The organism is Lutibacter sp. A64 (genome assembly GCF_022429565.1).
Taxonomy (GTDB): Bacteria; Bacteroidota; Bacteroidia; order Flavobacteriales; family Flavobacteriaceae; genus Lutibacter.
This window is the reverse complement of sequence record NZ_CP092487.1, coordinates 1,185,811-1,204,740: the sequence shown is the minus strand read 5'-3', so window position 1 is coordinate 1,204,740 and position 18,930 is coordinate 1,185,811. Positions and strand designations below refer to the sequence as shown.

General features: G+C 29.1%; 14 protein-coding genes and 1 pseudogene. 3 read left to right on the top strand and 12 right to left on the bottom strand.

The features are described 5' to 3' along the window. The first annotated feature begins 54 nt into the window (after positions 1–54). Positions 55–516: a hypothetical protein gene (locus tag MKD41_RS04995; protein WP_240244339.1), complete on the top strand. Its 462-nt coding sequence runs from the start codon at positions 55–57 to the stop codon at positions 514–516. Positions 517–530: 14 nt separating this feature from the next. Here MKD41_RS04995 and MKD41_RS04990 read toward each other — a convergent pair whose 3' ends face one another. After that, positions 531–1,226: a Crp/Fnr family transcriptional regulator gene (locus tag MKD41_RS04990; protein ID WP_240244338.1), complete on the bottom strand. Its 696-nt coding sequence runs from the start codon at positions 1,224–1,226 to the stop codon at positions 531–533. A 322-nt stretch (positions 1,227–1,548) separates the two neighbouring features. Continuing rightward, positions 1,549–2,481, bottom strand: a complete 933-nt coding sequence (locus MKD41_RS04985; RefSeq protein ID WP_240244337.1) for a peptidylprolyl isomerase — start codon at positions 2,479–2,481, stop codon at positions 1,549–1,551. A gap of 340 nt (positions 2,482–2,821) precedes the next feature. Between MKD41_RS04985 and MKD41_RS04980 the strand changes: the two genes are divergently transcribed. Next, the gene (locus MKD41_RS04980; protein WP_240244336.1) at positions 2,822–3,676 is read left to right on the top strand and encodes a polysaccharide lyase family 7 protein; all 855 of its coding nucleotides are present in this window, start codon (positions 2,822–2,824) and stop codon (positions 3,674–3,676) included. Positions 3,677–3,749: 73 nt separating this feature from the next. Here MKD41_RS04980 and MKD41_RS04975 read toward each other — a convergent pair whose 3' ends face one another. The 3 genes from MKD41_RS04975 to MKD41_RS04965 all read right to left on the bottom strand — a co-directional run bounded on the left by MKD41_RS04975 (position 3,750) and on the right by MKD41_RS04965 (position 9,220). Then, positions 3,750–6,923 (bottom strand): S41 family peptidase, encoded by a 3,174-nt coding sequence (locus MKD41_RS04975; RefSeq protein WP_240244335.1) that lies wholly within the window; start codon positions 6,921–6,923, stop codon positions 3,750–3,752. Positions 6,924–7,105: 182 nt separating this feature from the next. Then, positions 7,106–8,563, bottom strand: a complete 1,458-nt coding sequence (locus tag MKD41_RS04970; RefSeq protein WP_240244334.1) for an aminoacyl-histidine dipeptidase — start codon at positions 8,561–8,563, stop codon at positions 7,106–7,108. A 21-nt stretch (positions 8,564–8,584) separates the two neighbouring features. Continuing rightward, a complete protein-coding gene (locus MKD41_RS04965) occupies positions 8,585–9,220 on the bottom strand; it encodes an NAD(P)H-dependent oxidoreductase (RefSeq protein ID WP_240244333.1) in 636 nt (211 codons plus the stop codon). 117 nt (positions 9,221–9,337) lie between these two features. Between MKD41_RS04965 and MKD41_RS04960 the strand changes: the two genes are divergently transcribed. Beyond that, positions 9,338–10,612: a DUF2851 family protein gene (locus tag MKD41_RS04960; RefSeq protein WP_240244332.1), complete on the top strand. Its 1,275-nt coding sequence runs from the start codon at positions 9,338–9,340 to the stop codon at positions 10,610–10,612. A 151-nt stretch (positions 10,613–10,763) separates the two neighbouring features. On the opposite strand, the gene MKD41_RS04955 is transcribed toward MKD41_RS04960, so the two are convergent. From MKD41_RS04955 to MKD41_RS04925, 7 genes and pseudogenes are all read right to left on the bottom strand, one after another. Continuing rightward, positions 10,764–11,525, bottom strand: a complete 762-nt coding sequence (locus MKD41_RS04955; RefSeq protein ID WP_240244331.1) for an MBL fold metallo-hydrolase — start codon at positions 11,523–11,525, stop codon at positions 10,764–10,766. 178 nt (positions 11,526–11,703) lie between these two features. Next, positions 11,704–12,114 (bottom strand): hypothetical protein, encoded by a 411-nt coding sequence (locus MKD41_RS04950; RefSeq protein ID WP_240244330.1) that lies wholly within the window; start codon positions 12,112–12,114, stop codon positions 11,704–11,706. 277 nt (positions 12,115–12,391) lie between these two features. Next, positions 12,392–14,185 (bottom strand): acyl-CoA dehydrogenase family protein, encoded by a 1,794-nt coding sequence (locus MKD41_RS04945; RefSeq protein WP_240244329.1) that lies wholly within the window; start codon positions 14,183–14,185, stop codon positions 12,392–12,394. Between the two features lie 260 nt (positions 14,186–14,445). Continuing rightward, positions 14,446–15,630 (bottom strand): acetyl-CoA C-acyltransferase, encoded by a 1,185-nt coding sequence (locus tag MKD41_RS04940; protein WP_240245005.1) that lies wholly within the window; start codon positions 15,628–15,630, stop codon positions 14,446–14,448. Between the two features lie 42 nt (positions 15,631–15,672). After that, positions 15,673–16,018 (bottom strand): annotated as a pseudogene (locus tag MKD41_RS04935) (four helix bundle protein); the annotation flags it as partial. A 40-nt stretch (positions 16,019–16,058) separates the two neighbouring features. Then, positions 16,059–18,458: a 3-hydroxyacyl-CoA dehydrogenase/enoyl-CoA hydratase family protein gene (locus tag MKD41_RS04930; RefSeq protein ID WP_240244328.1), complete on the bottom strand. Its 2,400-nt coding sequence runs from the start codon at positions 18,456–18,458 to the stop codon at positions 16,059–16,061. 13 nt (positions 18,459–18,471) lie between these two features. Continuing rightward, positions 18,472–18,924 (bottom strand): MarR family winged helix-turn-helix transcriptional regulator, encoded by a 453-nt coding sequence (locus tag MKD41_RS04925; RefSeq protein WP_240244327.1) that lies wholly within the window; start codon positions 18,922–18,924, stop codon positions 18,472–18,474. Positions 18,925–18,930 lie beyond the last annotated feature (6 nt).

Genomic DNA, 18,930 nt, shown 5'->3' with positions numbered 1-18,930 from the left:
AGTTATACAAATGTCATATTTTATACGTTATTCAAATTATAAAATATAAGTAACATGAGAAAAATTATTACATTACTATTAACGATGGTTTTATTGTCTTGTAACAACAAACAACATAAAACGGATAAAATAAATGAAGAAAAAGGGACCACTCAACATATTACTTCTGTAAACGAAAAGTTTAAAGAATTAAATCCTGAAACAATAAATGTTTTGCTAAAATCAAAAAATGGTAGTGTATCAGCAAATGAGGTAATGAAGATTTATTATCCACATGAAGTAACAATAGGAGAGGGGAATGAATCTATAGAAATTTCAGAAGCAAAATTAGAAAATGGAAATACCTTAGTCACTTTAGTGCATGACAATCTTTTAGATGATTCTATAAAAGCAAAAAAAATTATTTTAGAATTAAAAAATGAAAATAATAGGTGGTTTGTTGTTTCTATAAAAAATAATTGGAAATGTAGAGTAGGTAGGGGGCATACAGATTGGGGAATAGAATTGTGTAATTAAAATTCAGTATAATTTTACCCTAGTTTACTAATTTGTTTTAGTTTTTTTAAGTTAATTATTTCAATTTTTCTGTCAGAAACTTTAATGATTTTTTCTTTATTAAATTTTGATAAAGTATTAATAACGCTTTCTTTAGAATAGCCAAGCATATTTGCAAGGTCTTTTCTAACCATTGGAATTTTAAAAGAATTGTTCTTGTAAATTTCAGCAAAATCAAGTAGTATTAATGATAAAGCTCCATCAATATTTTTTTGAGAAAGAGTTGTAATTCTATGAAACAAATTATTAGAAACACCAGACATATGTTTAATTAAATCTAAAGCAAAATTTCCGTTAGTTTTAATAAAGTTTTGAAATACACTTTTATCTATAAAACTTACTTTTGTTTTTTCTAATGCAGTAGCTGTAAAGTCAAAATTTTCAAAAGCAAAACAGCAAATTATACCAATGAAAGAATGTGATTGTACCAAACCAATTGTATAAGGTTTTCCATCATTAACTATTTCAAGTTTAGCTAAACCATCTACTAGATACAAAATATGGTTAACGGCAAAACCTCTTTTAATAATTATTTCATCTGGTGCAAACTCTATGTCGTTCTTATTTTTTAGAAGTTCATTTTGCTCTTGTTCATTTAAATTATTTAAGCATTTTTTGGCATCTATAAAGTCGAAATTAGAAACGGTTTCCTTTTTTATAAAATCAGGCATATAATTCTACATTTAATGGAATGTAAATTTACATTATTCATTATTAAAAATACCTTTATAATAAAGATTTTTATTGAAATTATAAACCTTACTTTTATGAGCAGATAACTTAAAGTAAAACTTGTTAATTTATTGGTTTTTAATTTTAAAATAAGTTATTTTAGGTCTAAGAATGCTTTTTTAAGAACAGAAAATTGTTAATATATTTTTTATATATTATTATTCTTGATTTGACGTTGTAATATGTTTATAGCTATTACAAAAAAGAGGTTGTTTTAAAATTTAATTTAAAACAACCTCTTTAAATTTTAAAGGAGTATTATTATTTAACCGCTACCAATTCTACATCAAAAATTAATGTTGCATTTGGAGGTATAATTCCACCAGCACCTTGGCTACCATAAGCCAATTCAGAAGGAATAACTAAACGAGCTTTGTCTCCAACTTTTAATAATTGAATTCCTTCATCCCAACCAGGAATAACTTGTCCAACACCAATTGTAAAATCAATAGGTTGTTTGCGTTGGTAAGAAGAATCAAATACTTTTCCGTCTAATAACTGACCTTTATAATGTACAGAAACCATGTTTCCTTTTTCAGCTTTTTTACCATTTCCTTCTTGTAAAACTTTATAGCGTAATCCACTAGGAGTTTCATCGTAACCCGTAGCTATTTTATCCATTTCAGCTTTCATAGCAGCTTTAGCTTCAGCTTCTCTTTTTGCTCTAGCGCCTTCAAAAACTCTAAATGCTTCAACAGCATTAAATTTTTCAGCAGCTTCACCAACTCTAATAATTTCAAGAGTTTCTATTATATCATTTTGAGCAATGCTATCAACAACATCTTGCCCTTCTACAACTTTACCAAAAACAGTATGTTTTTGATCTAACCAAGGAGTCGCAACATGTGTTATAAAAAACTGACTTCCGTTAGAAGCAGGTCCAGAGTTTGCCATAGATAAAACTCCAGGCGCATCGTGTTTTAATTCTGGATGAAATTCATCATCAAAACTATATCCAGGAGATCCTGTACCTGTTCCTAAAGGACATCCCCCTTGAATCATAAAATCAGCTATTACTCTATGAAATTTTAATCCGTCATAGTAAGGTTTTCCTTGTGGTTTAGAATTATTTTCTAAATTACCTTCAGCTAAAGCAACAAAGTTACCAACAGTTCCAGGTGTTTTTTTAAATTCTAAGTTTACTAAAATAGCACCTTTTGTGGTGTTAAATTTTGCGTATAATCCGTTATCCATTTTCTTGTTTATTTTAAAACGCAAAGATACATGCTTTCATTTGAAATAAAAGAAACTAACAGCTTATAATTACGTTAAACTTGGTGTATTATTACAATTAACTAACTGTTCAATAGCGTTTCATAAAAATTAGTTGTTATTTGTACTTATTTAAACAGCTATAAATAGTTTTAATTTTAAGATAAAAAATAGTATAATGTTTTGGGTAGTTTAATTTGTTAATGTTAATTGTAACTATGATACTTTAAACAATAATTATTTTTATTTAGAGTTTTTAATAGTGATTTTTAAATGATTTTTTATGCATATACAATCTAATACAAGTTTCAAATTTTTGGTAATGTTTTTAATGATAACATTTATTTCTTGTAATTCTAGTAATGATGATACGGAAGATGTTATTATTGAAGAAGAAGAGGAGGAAGTTGTTATTGAACCTGAAGAAAATGCTAATATCTCATGGAAGAATTGGTATTTATCGGTACCTGTTAATCGTGGTAATGGTAGCGCTACTTCTATTTTTTATGAAACTATAGAGAATAATAAGTTAACTGCTGAACAATCTAAATATTTTTATGAGAATTCTGATGGAAGTTATACGATGTATACAAAATTTACGGGCTTTACAACTTCTGGAGGGCCTTACGCTTTAGATGATGGAAAATATTGTAGAACAGAATTGCGTGAATTTTGGAAAGGAAATCAAACTACATCAGATAATTGGTCAATGTCTACAGGAACTCACATTTTAGAATCTACTGTACAAGTTGTTTATTGTGAAGGAACTGGGCAGACATATGTAGCACAAATTCATGGAATTGAAACAGAAGGTTTAAACGGTTCTCCTGCAACCGTAAAAGTACAATGGAAAAATGGAGATATTGTAATTGAATATTATCTAAAACCAGATGCTGGTGAAGATTGGACAAGTAAATTTGACGAGAAAATTACCATTGGAAAAGTTGATAATGAAAAATTTACAATTAAATTAAAAGTTGAAGACGGTAAATTATACTATGCCTTAGTTTGTGAAACAAAAAATATAGCAACCGATTATACCTTTGTTTTTGACTATGTTGAAAATGGTTATTTACATAATAATTATTTTAAAACGGGTAATTATTTTAAATGGAATAAAGATTATGAAGCATCTGCAGAAGTTATTTTATATAAAGTAATTACTTCTCATATATAATGTTTTGCAAAATAAAAAGCCTGAATTCTGTATGTAGAATTCAGGCTTTTTTTTAATAATTAATTTAAAAGAATTAGTTATTTAATTCTTTTAAAATTTCTTCAATAGCTTTGTCTAATTGTGGTTGTTTTCCAATTAAACGATCGTTAAAATTTTCATTTACATAAATATCTGGACTAACACCTTCGGTTTCTAAATTTTTGCCATCTAAAGTATAACATCCCCAAGAAGGTAATCTGTAAGACGAACCATCTACCAAGCGTTTGCTAGAAGTAAAAATAATCCATCTATAAGTTTCTGTACCAATAATTTTACCTAAACCAAGTTCTTTAAAACCAGCAGCTGTCATTTCTGCATCAGATAAAGACTGTTGGTTAATTAGCAACACAATTGGCTTGTCTGAATAACCAAAGTTAGATTGTTTGGCTAATTTACCTTCTCTGTATTTCCAGTTTAAATAGGTTCTTTGGCTTAAAAAGCGAAGTACTTCGTCGTGTACATTTCCACCAGTATTGTAACGTAAATCTAAAATTAAAGCATCTTTATCTGCTTCTGTGCTAGAAACTAAATCTTCTTTAAACTTTTGTAATTCTCCACCTCCCATATTTTTCATATGCACATAGGCTATTCTGTTGTTAGATTTAGAATCTACATAATTTTGATTTGCATCTTGCCATTCATCATAAATTAAATCACGAATAGCACCACTAGATGTTGTATGGATATTTACATCGAATTCTGAATTGTTTCTTTCAAAAGTTAAAGTTATTTCACGTAAAGAAGAAGGTGCGCTAAAATAGCGTTCTCTATTGTTTTTTGAATTAATTTTTTCTCCATTTACTGCTACAAGTTTATCTCCTTTTCTAAGGTTTTTTCCTGTTACATCTGCTGGACTTTCTTTTACAATATCATTTATTTCAAAAGGCTTCTCGTTATCAAAAATAATACCTGTAGCTATAGATCTTGTTCCATAAAAAGTAGCTTCTTCTTTTCCGTTAGAATTAAAACCAAAATGAGACGTGTTTAATTCACCTAACATATCGTTAAAAATAAGTCGTAATTGGGCTCTGTTTGAAATATATGGTAGGTAAGTAGCATATTGGTCTCTTAGTTTTTGCCAATCTTGTCCGTGAAAACTTTCGTTGTAGAAATTTTCTTCCATACCTGCCCAAGCCTCGTAATACATTTGATTGAATTCTTTAGATAGAGACAATTCAAACTTGGTATCTACTGCAATTTCTTTTAATTTATTTCCAGCAACATCTAATTTGTTAATACTTCCACCAACTAAAATATAAGTATTCTTTTTAGCTTGTACTAATTGGTAATTTCTAATTGGTTTATCACTAACTTTAACTGTTTTATTGTTTTCAAATGGTTCTATAGTAGTTTTCCAAAGTTGAGATTTTCCTTCGCTATGGTTAGAAATGTAAAGTACATATGTTTTTTTATCTTTTTGTATAATGGAAGGTTTTTGTTGTTGACCAAAACTAGGACTAATTTGAGTTAAACGATCCATTAATCCTTTTGTATTGATAGTTATTTTTAAAGTATCTTTCTTAGGTGTTTCTTCTTTGTCTTTTTTATTTTTAGAATCCTTTTTTTTATTCTTTTTTTCGTCTTCTTTAAATAATTTTGAGACTTCTTCAACCTTAAAAGGAGCTTCAAACTTATCTAAAGCCATTTGATAAATTTTAGAATTTTTTGTTCCAAAAGGGTAACTTGGTTGTAACCTATCAGAAGAAAAATACACATATTTACCATCTGGAGACCAAACTGGTTCAGATTCAGATACTTTAGTATTTGTTAAATTATCTATTGTTTTTGTAGAGATATTATATGTAAACACGTCGGTTTCAAAATCTCTGTAGGCGTTGTAAATTATATAATTATCGTCTGGAGAAAAATAAGGGTTAGAATTATAGAACGCCCAAAGTTCATCAGTTACAATAATTTCGCTTTTAAATGTAGTTAAGTCTAATAAACAAATATTGTTTCTACCGCTTAAATATACTCCTTGTGAAAGATCGCTATTGAAATAAATTTGACGGTTATTTTTTAAAACTTTTGTTAGTTGTTTTTCTTTTGAAGTTCCGTCTGCGTTTATTGTAAACCAGTTGTAATAACCTTTATAAGATTGGGAATAAAGTAAGGTTTTATTATTTTTTAACCATTTAACTTCTTGTACAGCTTCATTTGGATTTGTATTAATTTCTTTTACAAATTTACCTTCAATATCTGAAATAAATAATTTACCTCTAGATATAAAAGCTATTTTTTTCTCATCTGGTGAAATATCGAAATTACTAATTTTTCCTTTTACAGAATATGATTGCTCTTTTTCTAAAGTATTATTTTTTATAGTATTTATAGTTGGTTTTGAAGTTTTTCTAGTAGCAACATCGTAAACATAAATTTGATAGTCTTTTCTAAATACTATTTTTTTACCATTAGCACTTACTTTTGGCCACATAATAGAAGTTTTAAACGATGTTAATTGTTTTTTTTCTCCATTTTGAAGTGTGTATAAATTATACTCACCATTTGCTTCATCAGATTTAAAATAAAGCTTTCCATTTTCATCAAAAGTTACAGCAAAATCTTTACCTCTATAAGTTGTATGTTTTTTAAATTCTTTTGTTTTTGTATTGTACGATTTTATATCTGGATTGTAATCTCCTTTGTAGCGTTTTCTGTGTGCAAAACGTCCACTTTCCCAAGATTCATTAAAATAAAGTTCATCGTTTAAAGGGTTTTCAACCAAATTATGTACGGTGTTAAAATAGTGATCAAACACTCTTTTAGGTGTACCACCATCAATATTTACACTATAGGTTGTAAAACTATTATACCTGCCAGAAGTAAAATAAATTTTAGAACTATCCCAACTCCAAGAGCTTACTTCATCACTACTATCATGAAAGGTTAATTGTGTTATATTTCCACCATTAATAGGCATTATATAAACATCATTATTACCAAATTGATTGCTTGTAAAGGCAATCCATTTTCCATTTGGCGAAACACTTGGGTTAGTTTCGTTACCTTGCATTGCAGTTAATCTTTGTGTTGTACCACCTTCGGTAGCAACTTTCCATAAATCACTATCATAACTATAAATAATAAATTCAGCATCAGGTGTTAATGTGGGGTGTTCTGTAAAATAAGTTTCTTCAGTTTGTGAATAATTAAAAAAAGTTACAAAAAATAGAAGTAAACCTAAGTTTGTTTTTAAAGATTGTTTCATAAATTTTTGAGTTAATTTGAATTTTCTAATAAGTTTTTAAAGTTACTCTAAATTCTATAAAAAAATGTATTTAATTAAAAATTATAGATTGTGAAAAAACAAACTCCGCTAATTCTAAAAAAAATTGGCGGAGTTTATGGTTTTATGAGTAAGTTTAAAAAACTTTTAATATGTTATAATTCTTATTTTTTTACAGGGATGTTTTCTAAAATTTCCAATAAAAATTTCCAGAATTTTTGACTCGATTTAATATTTGCTTTTTCGTCTGGTGAGTGTGCTCCTTGAATTGTAGGTCCAAAAGAAATCATATCCATTTCTGGGTAATTAGTACCTAAAATACCACATTCTAAACCTGCGTGGCAAGCAACAACATCTGGTTTACTATTAAATAATTCTTTGTATTTTTTAGTTAAAACAGTTAAAATTTGAGAGTCAACATTTGGTTTCCATCCTGGATATGAACCAGAAAGTGTAACTTCATAACCTGCAATTTCAAAAGGAGCTCTAATTGTATTGGCTAAATCTTCTTTAGAAGTTTCTACAGATGATCTTGTTAAACAAAGTATTTTAATAAGTTCGTGTCCAACTGTTACACGTGCAATATTGTTAGAAGTTTCTACCAAACCTTCCATATCATTACTCATTCTATATACACCATTATGAGCTGCATATAGTGTTTTTATTAAAGTAGTTTGGCTAATAGCTGTCATAACTTTTTTAGGCATCTGAGCTTCTTTAGCTATAATTTCTAAATTAGGGTCAACAGTTTTTAATTCCTTTTTAATTTCTTTAGTAATCTTTTTTAAGGCTTTTAAAAACAAGTCTTTTTGAGAATTATAAACTGCTATAATAGCAAAACTTTCTCTTGGAATTGCATTTCGTAAACTACCACCATTAATTTCAGAAATACGGATATAATCTTGAACGGTATGCAATACTCTGTTCATAATTTTATTAGCGTTTCCTAATCCTCTGTGAATATCCATTCCAGAATGCCCACCATTTAAACCAGTAACTGATATAGTGTAACCAGTACTATTTGTAGGTGTACTTACTTCATTATAAGAGTTTTCTATAGTAATATCAATACCACCAGCACAACCTATATCAATTTCATCATCTTCTTCTGTATCTAAATTTAATAAAATTTCACCTTCTAAATACCCAGCTTGTAACCCTTTAGCACCTGTCATACCCGTTTCTTCATCAATAGTAAACAGGGCTTCAATTGCAGGGTGTTTAATATCTTTAGAAGCTAAAACACTCATTATAGCAGCAACTCCTAAACCATTATCTGCACCTAAAGTTGTACCTTCTGCAGTAACCCAATCTCCTTCAATTTTCATTTTAATTCCTTCTGAATCGAAATCAAAGTCAGTATCTGCATTTTTTTGATGTACCATATCTAAATGCGATTGCATTACAATGGTTTTACGGTTTTCCATACCTTTTGAGGCTGGTTTTTTTATAATTACGTTGCCTACTGGATCAACAACTGTTTTAAGATTCAAGCTATTTCCAAAATCAACCATAAATTGTATAACGCGTTCTTCTTTTTTTGAACCTCTTGGAACTGCATTTAAATCTGCAAAATTATTCCAAAGCTCTTTAGGCTCTAATGTTCTAATGTCATTACTCATAATCAATATTTATTATTTGGTTTATTTTATAATTTCTATAATTGTTTCATTTAATGGTTTGCGCACCTTTTTCATTTCGCTCATAATATCATCATCAGCTCTAAATCCTACTGGAAGTAATAAAACAGATTTTAAATTTTGTTCTTTTAAATTTAAAAGTTTATCTATTTTTTCTGGAATAAAACCTTCCATTGGACAAGCATCTATTTTTTCTACAGCACAAACAGTTAATAAATTACCTAAAATTAGATAGGCTTGTTGCTTTGCAGAAAGTTGTTTTTCTTCAATAGATTTTTTTTGAAAGATATTAATTAATTGTTCTCTAAAACGTGCAATAACAGATTCATCAACATTTCTAACTTTTTTTTCTAAATCAAAATAAGCATTTATGTCTTTTGAAGTTATATCGTTTTTAATACATAAAACAAGTAGGTGAGAAGCATCTGCTACTTGACGTTGGTAATAAGAATGTTCAACAATTTTTTCTTGTAATTCTTTATCGGAAATTACAACCATTTTTACAGGTTGTAGCCCAAAAGATGTTGCAGTTAAATTAAACGCATTTTTTAATGTGTTAATTTGTTGATTTGATAGTTTTTTAGATGGATTGAACTTTTTTGTTGCATATCTCCATTCTAAACTATTAATAATGCTCATTTTTGATAATTTTAGTAAAACAAATTTACTTTAAATATCTTAATTTTTAAGTAATAGTAGGCTTCAATTTTCATAAGTTAAAGTTAATTTTTAAATTTAGAATTATAAATGAATGCTATGAATGAAAAACTATTACATTTTATTTGGAAACTTAAGTTGTTTTCTATTAAAAATTTAGAAGCAACTAATGGTGATAAAATTCATATTATTTCTACTGGAATTCATAATTTAAATACGGGGCCAGATTTTTTAAATGCTAAAATTGAAATTGCCAATCAGGTTTGGGCAGGAAATGTGGAAATTCATATAAATTCTTCAGACTGGTATAAACATAGACATGAAACTGACACAAATTATGATGCTGTTATATTACACGTTGTTTGGGAGCATGATGTTGAAATATTTAGAAAAAATAATGTAGAAATAACAACATTAGAACTTAAAAAATATATATCAAAAGACTTGCTAAATAAGTACAATCAGCTTTTTAGTAAAAATAAAAAATGGATAAATTGTGAAAATGAAATAGCATCTATAGATTCATTTATTTTTGAAAATTGGATAGAACGACTTTATTTTGAAAGATTAGTGCAAAAATCAGAATTTATAAATAACACATTACAGGTTAACAATAATAATTGGGAAGCCACTTTATTTATATTGTTAGCAAAAAGTTTTGGATTAAAGGTAAATGGTGATGCTTTTTTAAATTTTGCAACTTCTTTTGATTTTTCAATTGTTAGAAAAGTATCTAATAATAAGGAGCAGTTAGAGGCATTATTTTTTGGTCAAGCTGGTTTATTAGCTAACGAAAATGAATCTGTTTATTTTCAGCAATTAAAAAAAGAATATGAATATTTAAAAGTAAAGTTTAATTTAAAACCCATTTCAAACGGACAAGTGCAGTTTTTTAGGTTAAGGCCTAATAATTTTCCAACAATACGCTTGTCTCAATTGGTTTTTTTATACAATAAGTATCAAAATTTATTTTCAAAAATAATTGAAATAGATACAATAGAATTATTTTATTCATTGTTTAAAGTTTCTACTTTACCGTATTGGGAAACACATTTTACTTTTGAAAAAGAATCTAAAAAAAGGAGTAAAAAACTTACGCAATCTTTTATAGATTTAATTTTAATAAATACTATAATTCCTTTAAAATTTGTTTACTTAAAAAGTTTAGGTAAAAATGATTTTAGTTCATTATTTGCTATTTTAGAACAAATTAAACCTGAAAAAAACACCATTGTTTCTAATTTTAATACTTTAAAAGTTAAAAGTCCGAATGCTTTTAAAACACAAGCTTTACTGCAATTAAAAAATGAATATTGTAGTAAGCAATTATGTTTACAATGTGCAATTGGTAAAACTGTTTTGAATAAAAGGTAACTTTATTTGGCTAAGAATATGTTTGCACTTATTTTTAATGAGTGGTTGTCTATAATTTGTCTTTTAGATAAGTAGAGATAAATATCCGATTTCTTTATTGAACAATTGTACCTAAAGTTTGTAAATCGATAATAAAACAATAGTTCTTATTTTAGTTGTTCGGATACCATTTTTTTAATCGAACATCTATATTAGTGTCTTTTAGATGTACCAGATTTTTAAATTCTGTAACATTACTAAAACCTTCACTTCCTCTAAAATGGTAAGGATAAACAACTTTAGGTTTAAACTCTAAAACTGCACTAGCTGCCTGGTTAATGTCCATTGTATATGGTAAATTCATACAAATAAAAGCAATATCTATATTTTGAAGTCTTCTCATTTCTATAATATCTTCAGTATCTCCAGAAATATAGACACGTTTATTGTCAATTGTTAAAAGATAACCATTACCTCTTCCTTTAGGATGCCTAGAATCTACAACTTCAGGTAAATTATACATTGGAATGGCTTGTATAAAATAATCTAATCTATGAATGCCTTGATCATTTTTTAAAACTACTATTTTCGAAGCGTATTTTTTAGGTAGTTGATTTGCAACTGCTTGTGGAACAATAAAAATAGCTTTTGAAGTATCAATGCCATCCAATGTTTTTTGATCTAAATGATCTCTGTGGATGTCTGTAATTAAAATAATATCTGGAACATTCTTGCTTTCAAATAGTTTAGAACCACCATATGGATCTACATATATAGTTTTATTATTATGTGTTAAAATTAAGCTTCCATGTAAAATTGGTTCAATTTTTAAAGTACCTTTTGAAGTTTTAAATTCATCAAAATTAGGTTTTTGAGCAAAAGTAATTCCACTTATAAAGGTTACTATAGCTATCAAATAAATGTGTAATTTCATGTGTTTGAATTATTTTAAAAGTTACATGCTTTTTGCTATAAGCCATTTCGTAGGAAATAAACTTTTTAGCATGCTCGTTTCATAAAATTAATTTAAATTTATAGTTATAAATATACTATTTAAATTAACAATCACTAAAATTATACCAAAATCTATATTTTAATTAAAGTCTTAAAAATTAACTATTATAATAATCTTTAACCCAGGCAATTATTTGATTTTCAGTTAATATATCTGAATTGTGTACGCCTAAAAGTTTACGAGAAAATTGTATATTATTTCTTATTTCTTTTTCTAATAACTTTTTCATTTTAGCAGGACCAAAAATTACAAGAGCATCACAATTTTCAATTTCTTTAAATAACTCTTTAAAAAACAGGTTAATTTGTTCATTTTTTTTATTTTCTCTGTTTTTCTCATAGGTAATATATTGCCCTCCAAATCTTCCATATTTTTTAGATTCACCAGAAACACGAACTCTGGTTTCTATGTTAGATTCAATTTTTTTAATGAAATGTTCATTATTTTTAGATAGCCTAATAATTGTAGCTTGTTTTGTGTCTATCCAAATTCCAATGTTTTTTTTCATAATCTACGTTTTAGTAATTAAACAGTTAGGGTAGAAGAAAGGTAGTTGAATTATACTTTAAAGTTACAAAATAAATAATTTATTACCCTATAAAAAAACATAAAAAAAAGAGGTCATCTAAAAAGTTCAATTTCCGTCAACTTGAATTTAGTTCAGGTTCTTAAAAGTGATTGGTTTATCTACCTTAATAAGATGCTGAAATAAATTCAGCTGACGAGTTTTTTACTTCTTAGATGTTCCTCTTTAACAATAATTAGATTGATTGAATTACTATTGTTTAAAAACAATATTTATTTTCAGAAATAACTTTTTCAGCTATTAATTTTCTTAATTTAATTGGGTTTGGATTGTTTACATATTTTGTAAAACGTTTTAAACCCATTAGCATCATACGTTGTTCATCTCCATCAGAAAAGTAAAGAATTGCTTCTTTTCCCATATTTGCCGATTTTTCTACAGCATTGAATAGATTTAATTGAGCCATTGCAATTTGGCATTCAGCATCTTTTTCAGAAGTCATTTTAGCTATTTTTTCTGCTTTTAAAATAGCAGATTCAGCCATATAAATTTCTATAAGAACTTCTGCAGCGGCTAAAATTAATTGTTGATGACTTTCTAAATCCATTCCAAATTTTTGAACAGCTTGACCAGAAATCATTAAAAATGCATTTTTTAATTTAGCAATCATTGCTTTTTCTTCTGAAAGTATTTCAGAAAAATCAGGAGTTTCAAAAGAAGGAATTCCCATTAAGCTATTACCAACTTCCATAGCAGGTGTTAATAAATCTATTTCGCCTTTCATTGCTTTTTTTAGTAACATTCCAACAGTTAAAAGTCTGTTTATTTCGTTGGTTCCTTCGTAAATTCTTGTAATTCTAGCATCTCTCCAGGCACTTTCCATTGGAGTATCTTTAGAGAATCCCATACCACCAAAAATTTGAATACCTTCATCTGAAACAAATTGAGAAACTTCAGATCCAAAGACTTTAATAACAGCACATTCTATTGCGTATTCTTGAAAAGCGGCTAATTCTGCATCTTGATGTGATTTTCCTGCAGCTAAACCATCATCAATCATATTCTGAATATCTTTTGCAGCTCTGTAATTTGCTGCATCTAACGTAAATGCTTTAGCACTCATTTCAGCATATTTTTTTTGGATAGCTCCAAAATTTGAAATAGCTGTTTTAAATTGTTTACGTTCGTTACCGTATTTTACAGATTCTGTAATAATTCTTCTACTAGCATCTAAACAAGCTGCTCCTAATTTAATACGACCAACATTTAATGAGTTTAAGGCAATTTTAAAACCTTTTCCTCTTTCTGAAAGCATATTTTCAACAGGAATTAATGTATCATTAAAAAATACTTGTCGGGTAGAAGAGGAAGTAATACCAAGTTTATGTTCTTCTTCACCTAAAGTTACACCATTCGGATTTTCTTTATCAAACTCCATGATAAAAGCTGTAATGTTTTTATCATCTTCAATACGTGCAAATACAATAAATATTTCGGCAAAACCTGCGTTTGAAATCCACATTTTTTGACCGTTAATTTTATAATGTGTTCCATCAGCAGTTAATTCGGCAGTTGTTTTACCAGAATTGGCATCACTACCAGCGCCAGGTTCTGTTAAACAATAGGCTCCAAATTTTTCTCCTGAAGTTAAAAGAGGTAAATATTTATTTTTTTGTGCTTCGGTTCCATATAAGAAAATTGGCATTGTTCCAATACCAGTATGTGCTCCAAAAGCTGTTCCTAAAGATCCGGTTGCTGAAGAAATATAATCTGTAACTAACATTGTTGAAACAAATCCCATTCCAATTCCACCATATTGTTCTGGAATTGCTACACCTAAAAAGCCCATTTCCCCGGCTTTACGCATTACTTCTTCTGTGAGTGCATAATCTTTATTTTCGAAACGTTCTTTATGTGGCCAAACTTCACGGTCTATAAATTCTATAACCGCTTCTTTCATCATTTTTTGTTCTTCATTAAATTCTTCTGAAATAAAGATATCTTCAGCTTTAGTTTCTTTGATTAGGAATTCTCCTCCTTTTATTGTTGCCATAATTTTTTTGATTTTTAGAAAATAGATTTAAGAAAAAAACTTTAGGTATTTTAGTTTCAAGCAATTTTAAAAGCCTATTTTATTCTTTGAAATTCTTCTAAATTATCTTCTATATTAGTTAATATTGGTTTAGTTATATTTTATGTGTTCTATTACACGTAGTTGGGTTCCCTGTTTGATTGAAGCGCCCATAAATTGTCAGAAAAAGAGTAAAGATTTGTTATTTATATTAGAAATTCAATTCTTTTCTCTAATGTTCTTTATTTTAATAATTCGTAAACACCTGCAGCACCTTGTCCTGTTCCAACACACATTGTTACAATACCGTATTTATTTTTACGTCTGCGCATTTCATTAAATAATTGTACTGAAAGTTTTGCTCCTGTACAACCTAGTGGGTGTCCTAAAGCAATGGCACCTCCATTTACATTAACAATATCTTGGTTAATGTTTAACTCTCGCATAACAGCTAAAGATTGCGATGCAAAAGCTTCATTTAATTCTATTAAATCAATATCATTTAAACTTAAATTTGCTTGTTTTAATGCTTTCGGAATTGCTTTTACAGGTCCCATTCCCATAATGCGAGGTTCTACACCAACCGCTGCAAAAGAAATCATACGTGCTATTGGTTCTATGTTTAGTTCTTTTACCATTTCTTCGCTCATTACTAATAAAAATGCAGCGCCATCACTCATTTGAGAAGAGTTTCCTGCAGTTACACTTCCACCTTGAGCAAATACAGGGCGTAGTTTTGATAATGCTTGTATTGAAGTTCCTTTACGAGGTCCTTCATCAGCTGACACGGTGTAATTTTTTGTTTGTTTTTTACCATTTTCATCTAAAAAAATGTTTTCAACAGTAATAGGAACAATATCGTCATTAAAAGTTCCATTAGCTTGTGCTTCTAATGCTTTCATATGCGATTTAAAAGCAAATTCATCTTGATCTTCTCGAGAAACCTTGAATTGTTGCGCTACTGCTTCAGCTGTTAAACCCATTCCCCAATAATAATCTTCGTTACCTGCTTTTGCAGATTTATAATTTGGAACTGGTCTGTATCCTCCCATTGGAATATAGCTCATACTTTCTACACCACCTGCAATAATACAATCTGCCATTCCAGATTGAATTTTAGCTACGGCAATACTTACAGTTTCTAATCCTGAGGCGCAATATCTATTAACGGTCATACCAGGAACGTCTTCAATTTTTAATCCCATTAAAGAAATTAAACGTCCAATATTTAATCCTTGTTCGGCTTCTGGCATTGCATTACCAACTATTACATCGTCTATTCTGTGTTTGTCTAATTGCGGAACATCTTTTAATAAATGTTCTATGGTTTCCGCAGCTAATTCATCGGGTCTTTTAAACCTAAAGACTCCGCGTGGAGCTTTACCAACTGCTGTTCTATATCCTTGTACTATATATGCTGTTTTCATTTTAAAATAGATTTTAGGTTTGAGTATTGAGTTTTTGTTAGCAATACTTTTTTGAAATGAATAGTTCATTTTTTGAACTTCAATAATTAAATTTAAAATTGGTTGAATGCTCTCTTTTGAAATTAGAATTTAATTCAATTGTTAAAATTAATTGTGTTTGTAATTCATAAGCTGATCCATTTGCAATACTCAAAAAATGTTTAAATTCTTTGTTTGAGTTTCGTCCAGCGCCTTCTGCTATATTTGAAGGTATTGAAACTGAACATCTTTTAATTTGAGAAATTAATCCATATTTTTCATCAGTTGGAAGTATAGCAACAACCTCATAAACTAACTTTGTTAGTTCTATTGATTTTTGCCAAATTTTTAAATCTTCAACTTTATGCATAATGTAGGTTATCTAATTACTCAATACTAACTACTCAACTCTAGTTACGTAGCGGTTTCCCTGTTTTTAACATATGTTCAATACGCTCTAAAGTTTTTCGTTCAGTCATTAAACTCATAAACGCTTCACGTTCTAGATCTAGCAAGTATTTTTCTGAAACATAAGTTGCTTCAGATAAATCTCCACCAGCCATTACATAACCTAATTTATTGGCTATTTTTTTGTCGTGCTCAGAAGCGTAATGTCCTTTTTCTAAACTATCCGTTCCAACTAAAAACATACCTAAAGCTTGTTGTCCGTATACCAATACTTCTTTTGGAACAGGTTGTGTATAACCATCTTCTAACATTTGAATTGCGTAACGTTTTGCCGTAGCAATTTGTCGGTCTTTGTTAACCACAACTATATCTTTATGTTCTTTTAAGAAACCTAAATCGTAGCCTTCGTGTGCAGAAGTTGCTACTTTAGCCATAGCAACATTAATAAAGTAATCTCTTAGTTTATTTAGTTTTACATCGTCTTTTAAAACACCTTCTGAAGCTCTTAAAGCCATTTCTTTAGAACCAGCTCCGCCAGGAATAATTCCAACACCAAATTCTACTAAACCAATATAAGTTTCAGCAGCAGCAATTACTTTATCTGCGTGCATACTTAATTCGCAACCACCACCAAAAGTGTATCCGTGAGGCGTAATTAATGTTGGGCAAGAAGAGTAACGCAAACGCATTACAGTATCTTGAAAATATTTAACCGAGAAGTTTAACTCGTCATATTCTTGCTCAATTGCCATCATAAAAACCATAGCTAAATTGGCACCCACAGTAAAGTTAGCAGCTTGGTTACCTAATATAACTGCGTTATATTCGGTTTCTGCTAAATCAATACCTTTATTAATTGCCTGTAAAACTTCACCACCTAGTGTGTTCATTTTAGATTGAAATTCCACATTTAAAATTCCGTCTCCTAAATGTTGAATGGAAGCACCAGAATTAGACCAAATAGTTTTTGCTTCGCGAATATTATCTAGAATTATAAAACTATCTTGACCAGGTATTTTAACTTGTTCTTTTGAAGGAATATCATAATAGTATTTAGCGCCGTCACAAACAGTGTAGAAAGATTTATTTCCACTAGCAACCATTTCAGTTACCCAACTTGCAACAGGTATATTTTCGGCTTGCATTAAATCAATACCTTTTTCTACACCAATGGCATCCCAAATTTGAAAAGGTCCGTGTTCCCAACCAAAACCAGCTTTCATAGCATCGTCTAGTCGGTATAATTCATCTGAAATTTCAGGAATTCTATTTTGAACGTATCCAAACATTGCAGCGAAGTTTTTTCTATAAAATTCTCCGGCTTTATCTTTTCCTTTTATTAAAACTTTAAAACGATCAATAACTTTATCAATAGTTTTAGTTAATTCTAAAGTTGCAAATTTTGCACGTTTACTTGGGCGGTATTCTAAAGTATCTAAATCTAAAGATAGAATGGATTTTTTACCACCTTCAACAACTTTTTTGTAAAAACCTTGTCCGGTTTTACTACCAAGCCATTTATTTTCCATCATTGTATTAATAAATTTAGGAAGTTTAAACAGTTCGTGCGATTCGTCTGTTGGGCAATTTTCATAAATACCATTGGCAACGTGTACCAGAGTATCTAAACCAACAACATCTACTGTTCTAAACGTAGCAGATTTTGGGCGGCCAATAACTGGGCCGGTTAATTTATCTACTTCTTCAACAGTTAAACCTAATTCTTTTACTTGATGGAAAAGACTCATAATACCAAAAATACCAACTCTGTTTCCAATAAATGCTGGAGTATCTTTTGCTAAAACTGAAGTTTTTCCTAAGAATTTTTCTCCATACATCATTAAAAAGTCAGTAACGTCTTTAGAACAATTTGGACCAGGAACTACTTCAAATAATTTTAAATAACGTGGCGGATTAAAAAAGTGCGTTACTGCAAAATGTTTTTGAAAATCTTCACTTTTGCCTTCATTCATATAACTAATAGGAATTCCAGAAGTATTAGAAGTTATTAGAGTTCCAGGTTTTCGGTATTTTTCAACTTGTTCAAGAACAGATTTTTTAATATCTAAACGCTCTATAACAACCTCAATAATCCAATCTACATCTTTAATTTTATGTAAATCATCTTTTAAATTTCCTGTAGAAATTCTACTAGCAAATTTTTGATTGTAAATAGGTGAGGGTTTAGATTTTAACGAAGCTTTTAAACTATCGTTTACCAATCGGTTTCTAACGTTCTTGTTTTCAAGTGTTAAACCTTTTGCTTTTTCTGCCTCGTTTAATTCTCGCGGAATAATATCGAGTAGCAAAACTTCAACACCAATGTTTGCAAAATGACATGCAATTCCAGATCCCATAATACCGGAGCCTATAACTGCAACTTTTTTAATTGGTCTTTTCATTATTTATGTTTTTTTATTTAGTATGTACGTTTTCAAAAATTGCTTTTTTAGCAATTAAATCGTTTATGGTTTTAGCAACTTCAAAAAAGTTTTGAATTTTTTCAGGATCAAGTTGGCTTTTTACGGCTTCATTAAATTGAATGACATGTTCCTTAGAAATTTTTCTTTTTTTTAATCCATAACTTGTTAATTTTATTAATACACCTCGTCCGTCGTTAGGGTTTTTTTCTCTGTATATAGCACCCCTTTCTTCCATATTTTTTAATACACGAGATAAACTAGTTGGCTCCATACCCATTTGCGGTCCTAAAGAGGTAGATGGTGTACCATTTACTTTGTCTATATTTAATAATACAAATGCCATAGACATTGTACTATCATATTTTGAAGCCTGTTCATTATACATTTTTGCAACTGCCTGCCATGTTGCTCTAAGTACGTGATCTATAGTTTGTTCTTTTTGCATTTCTCA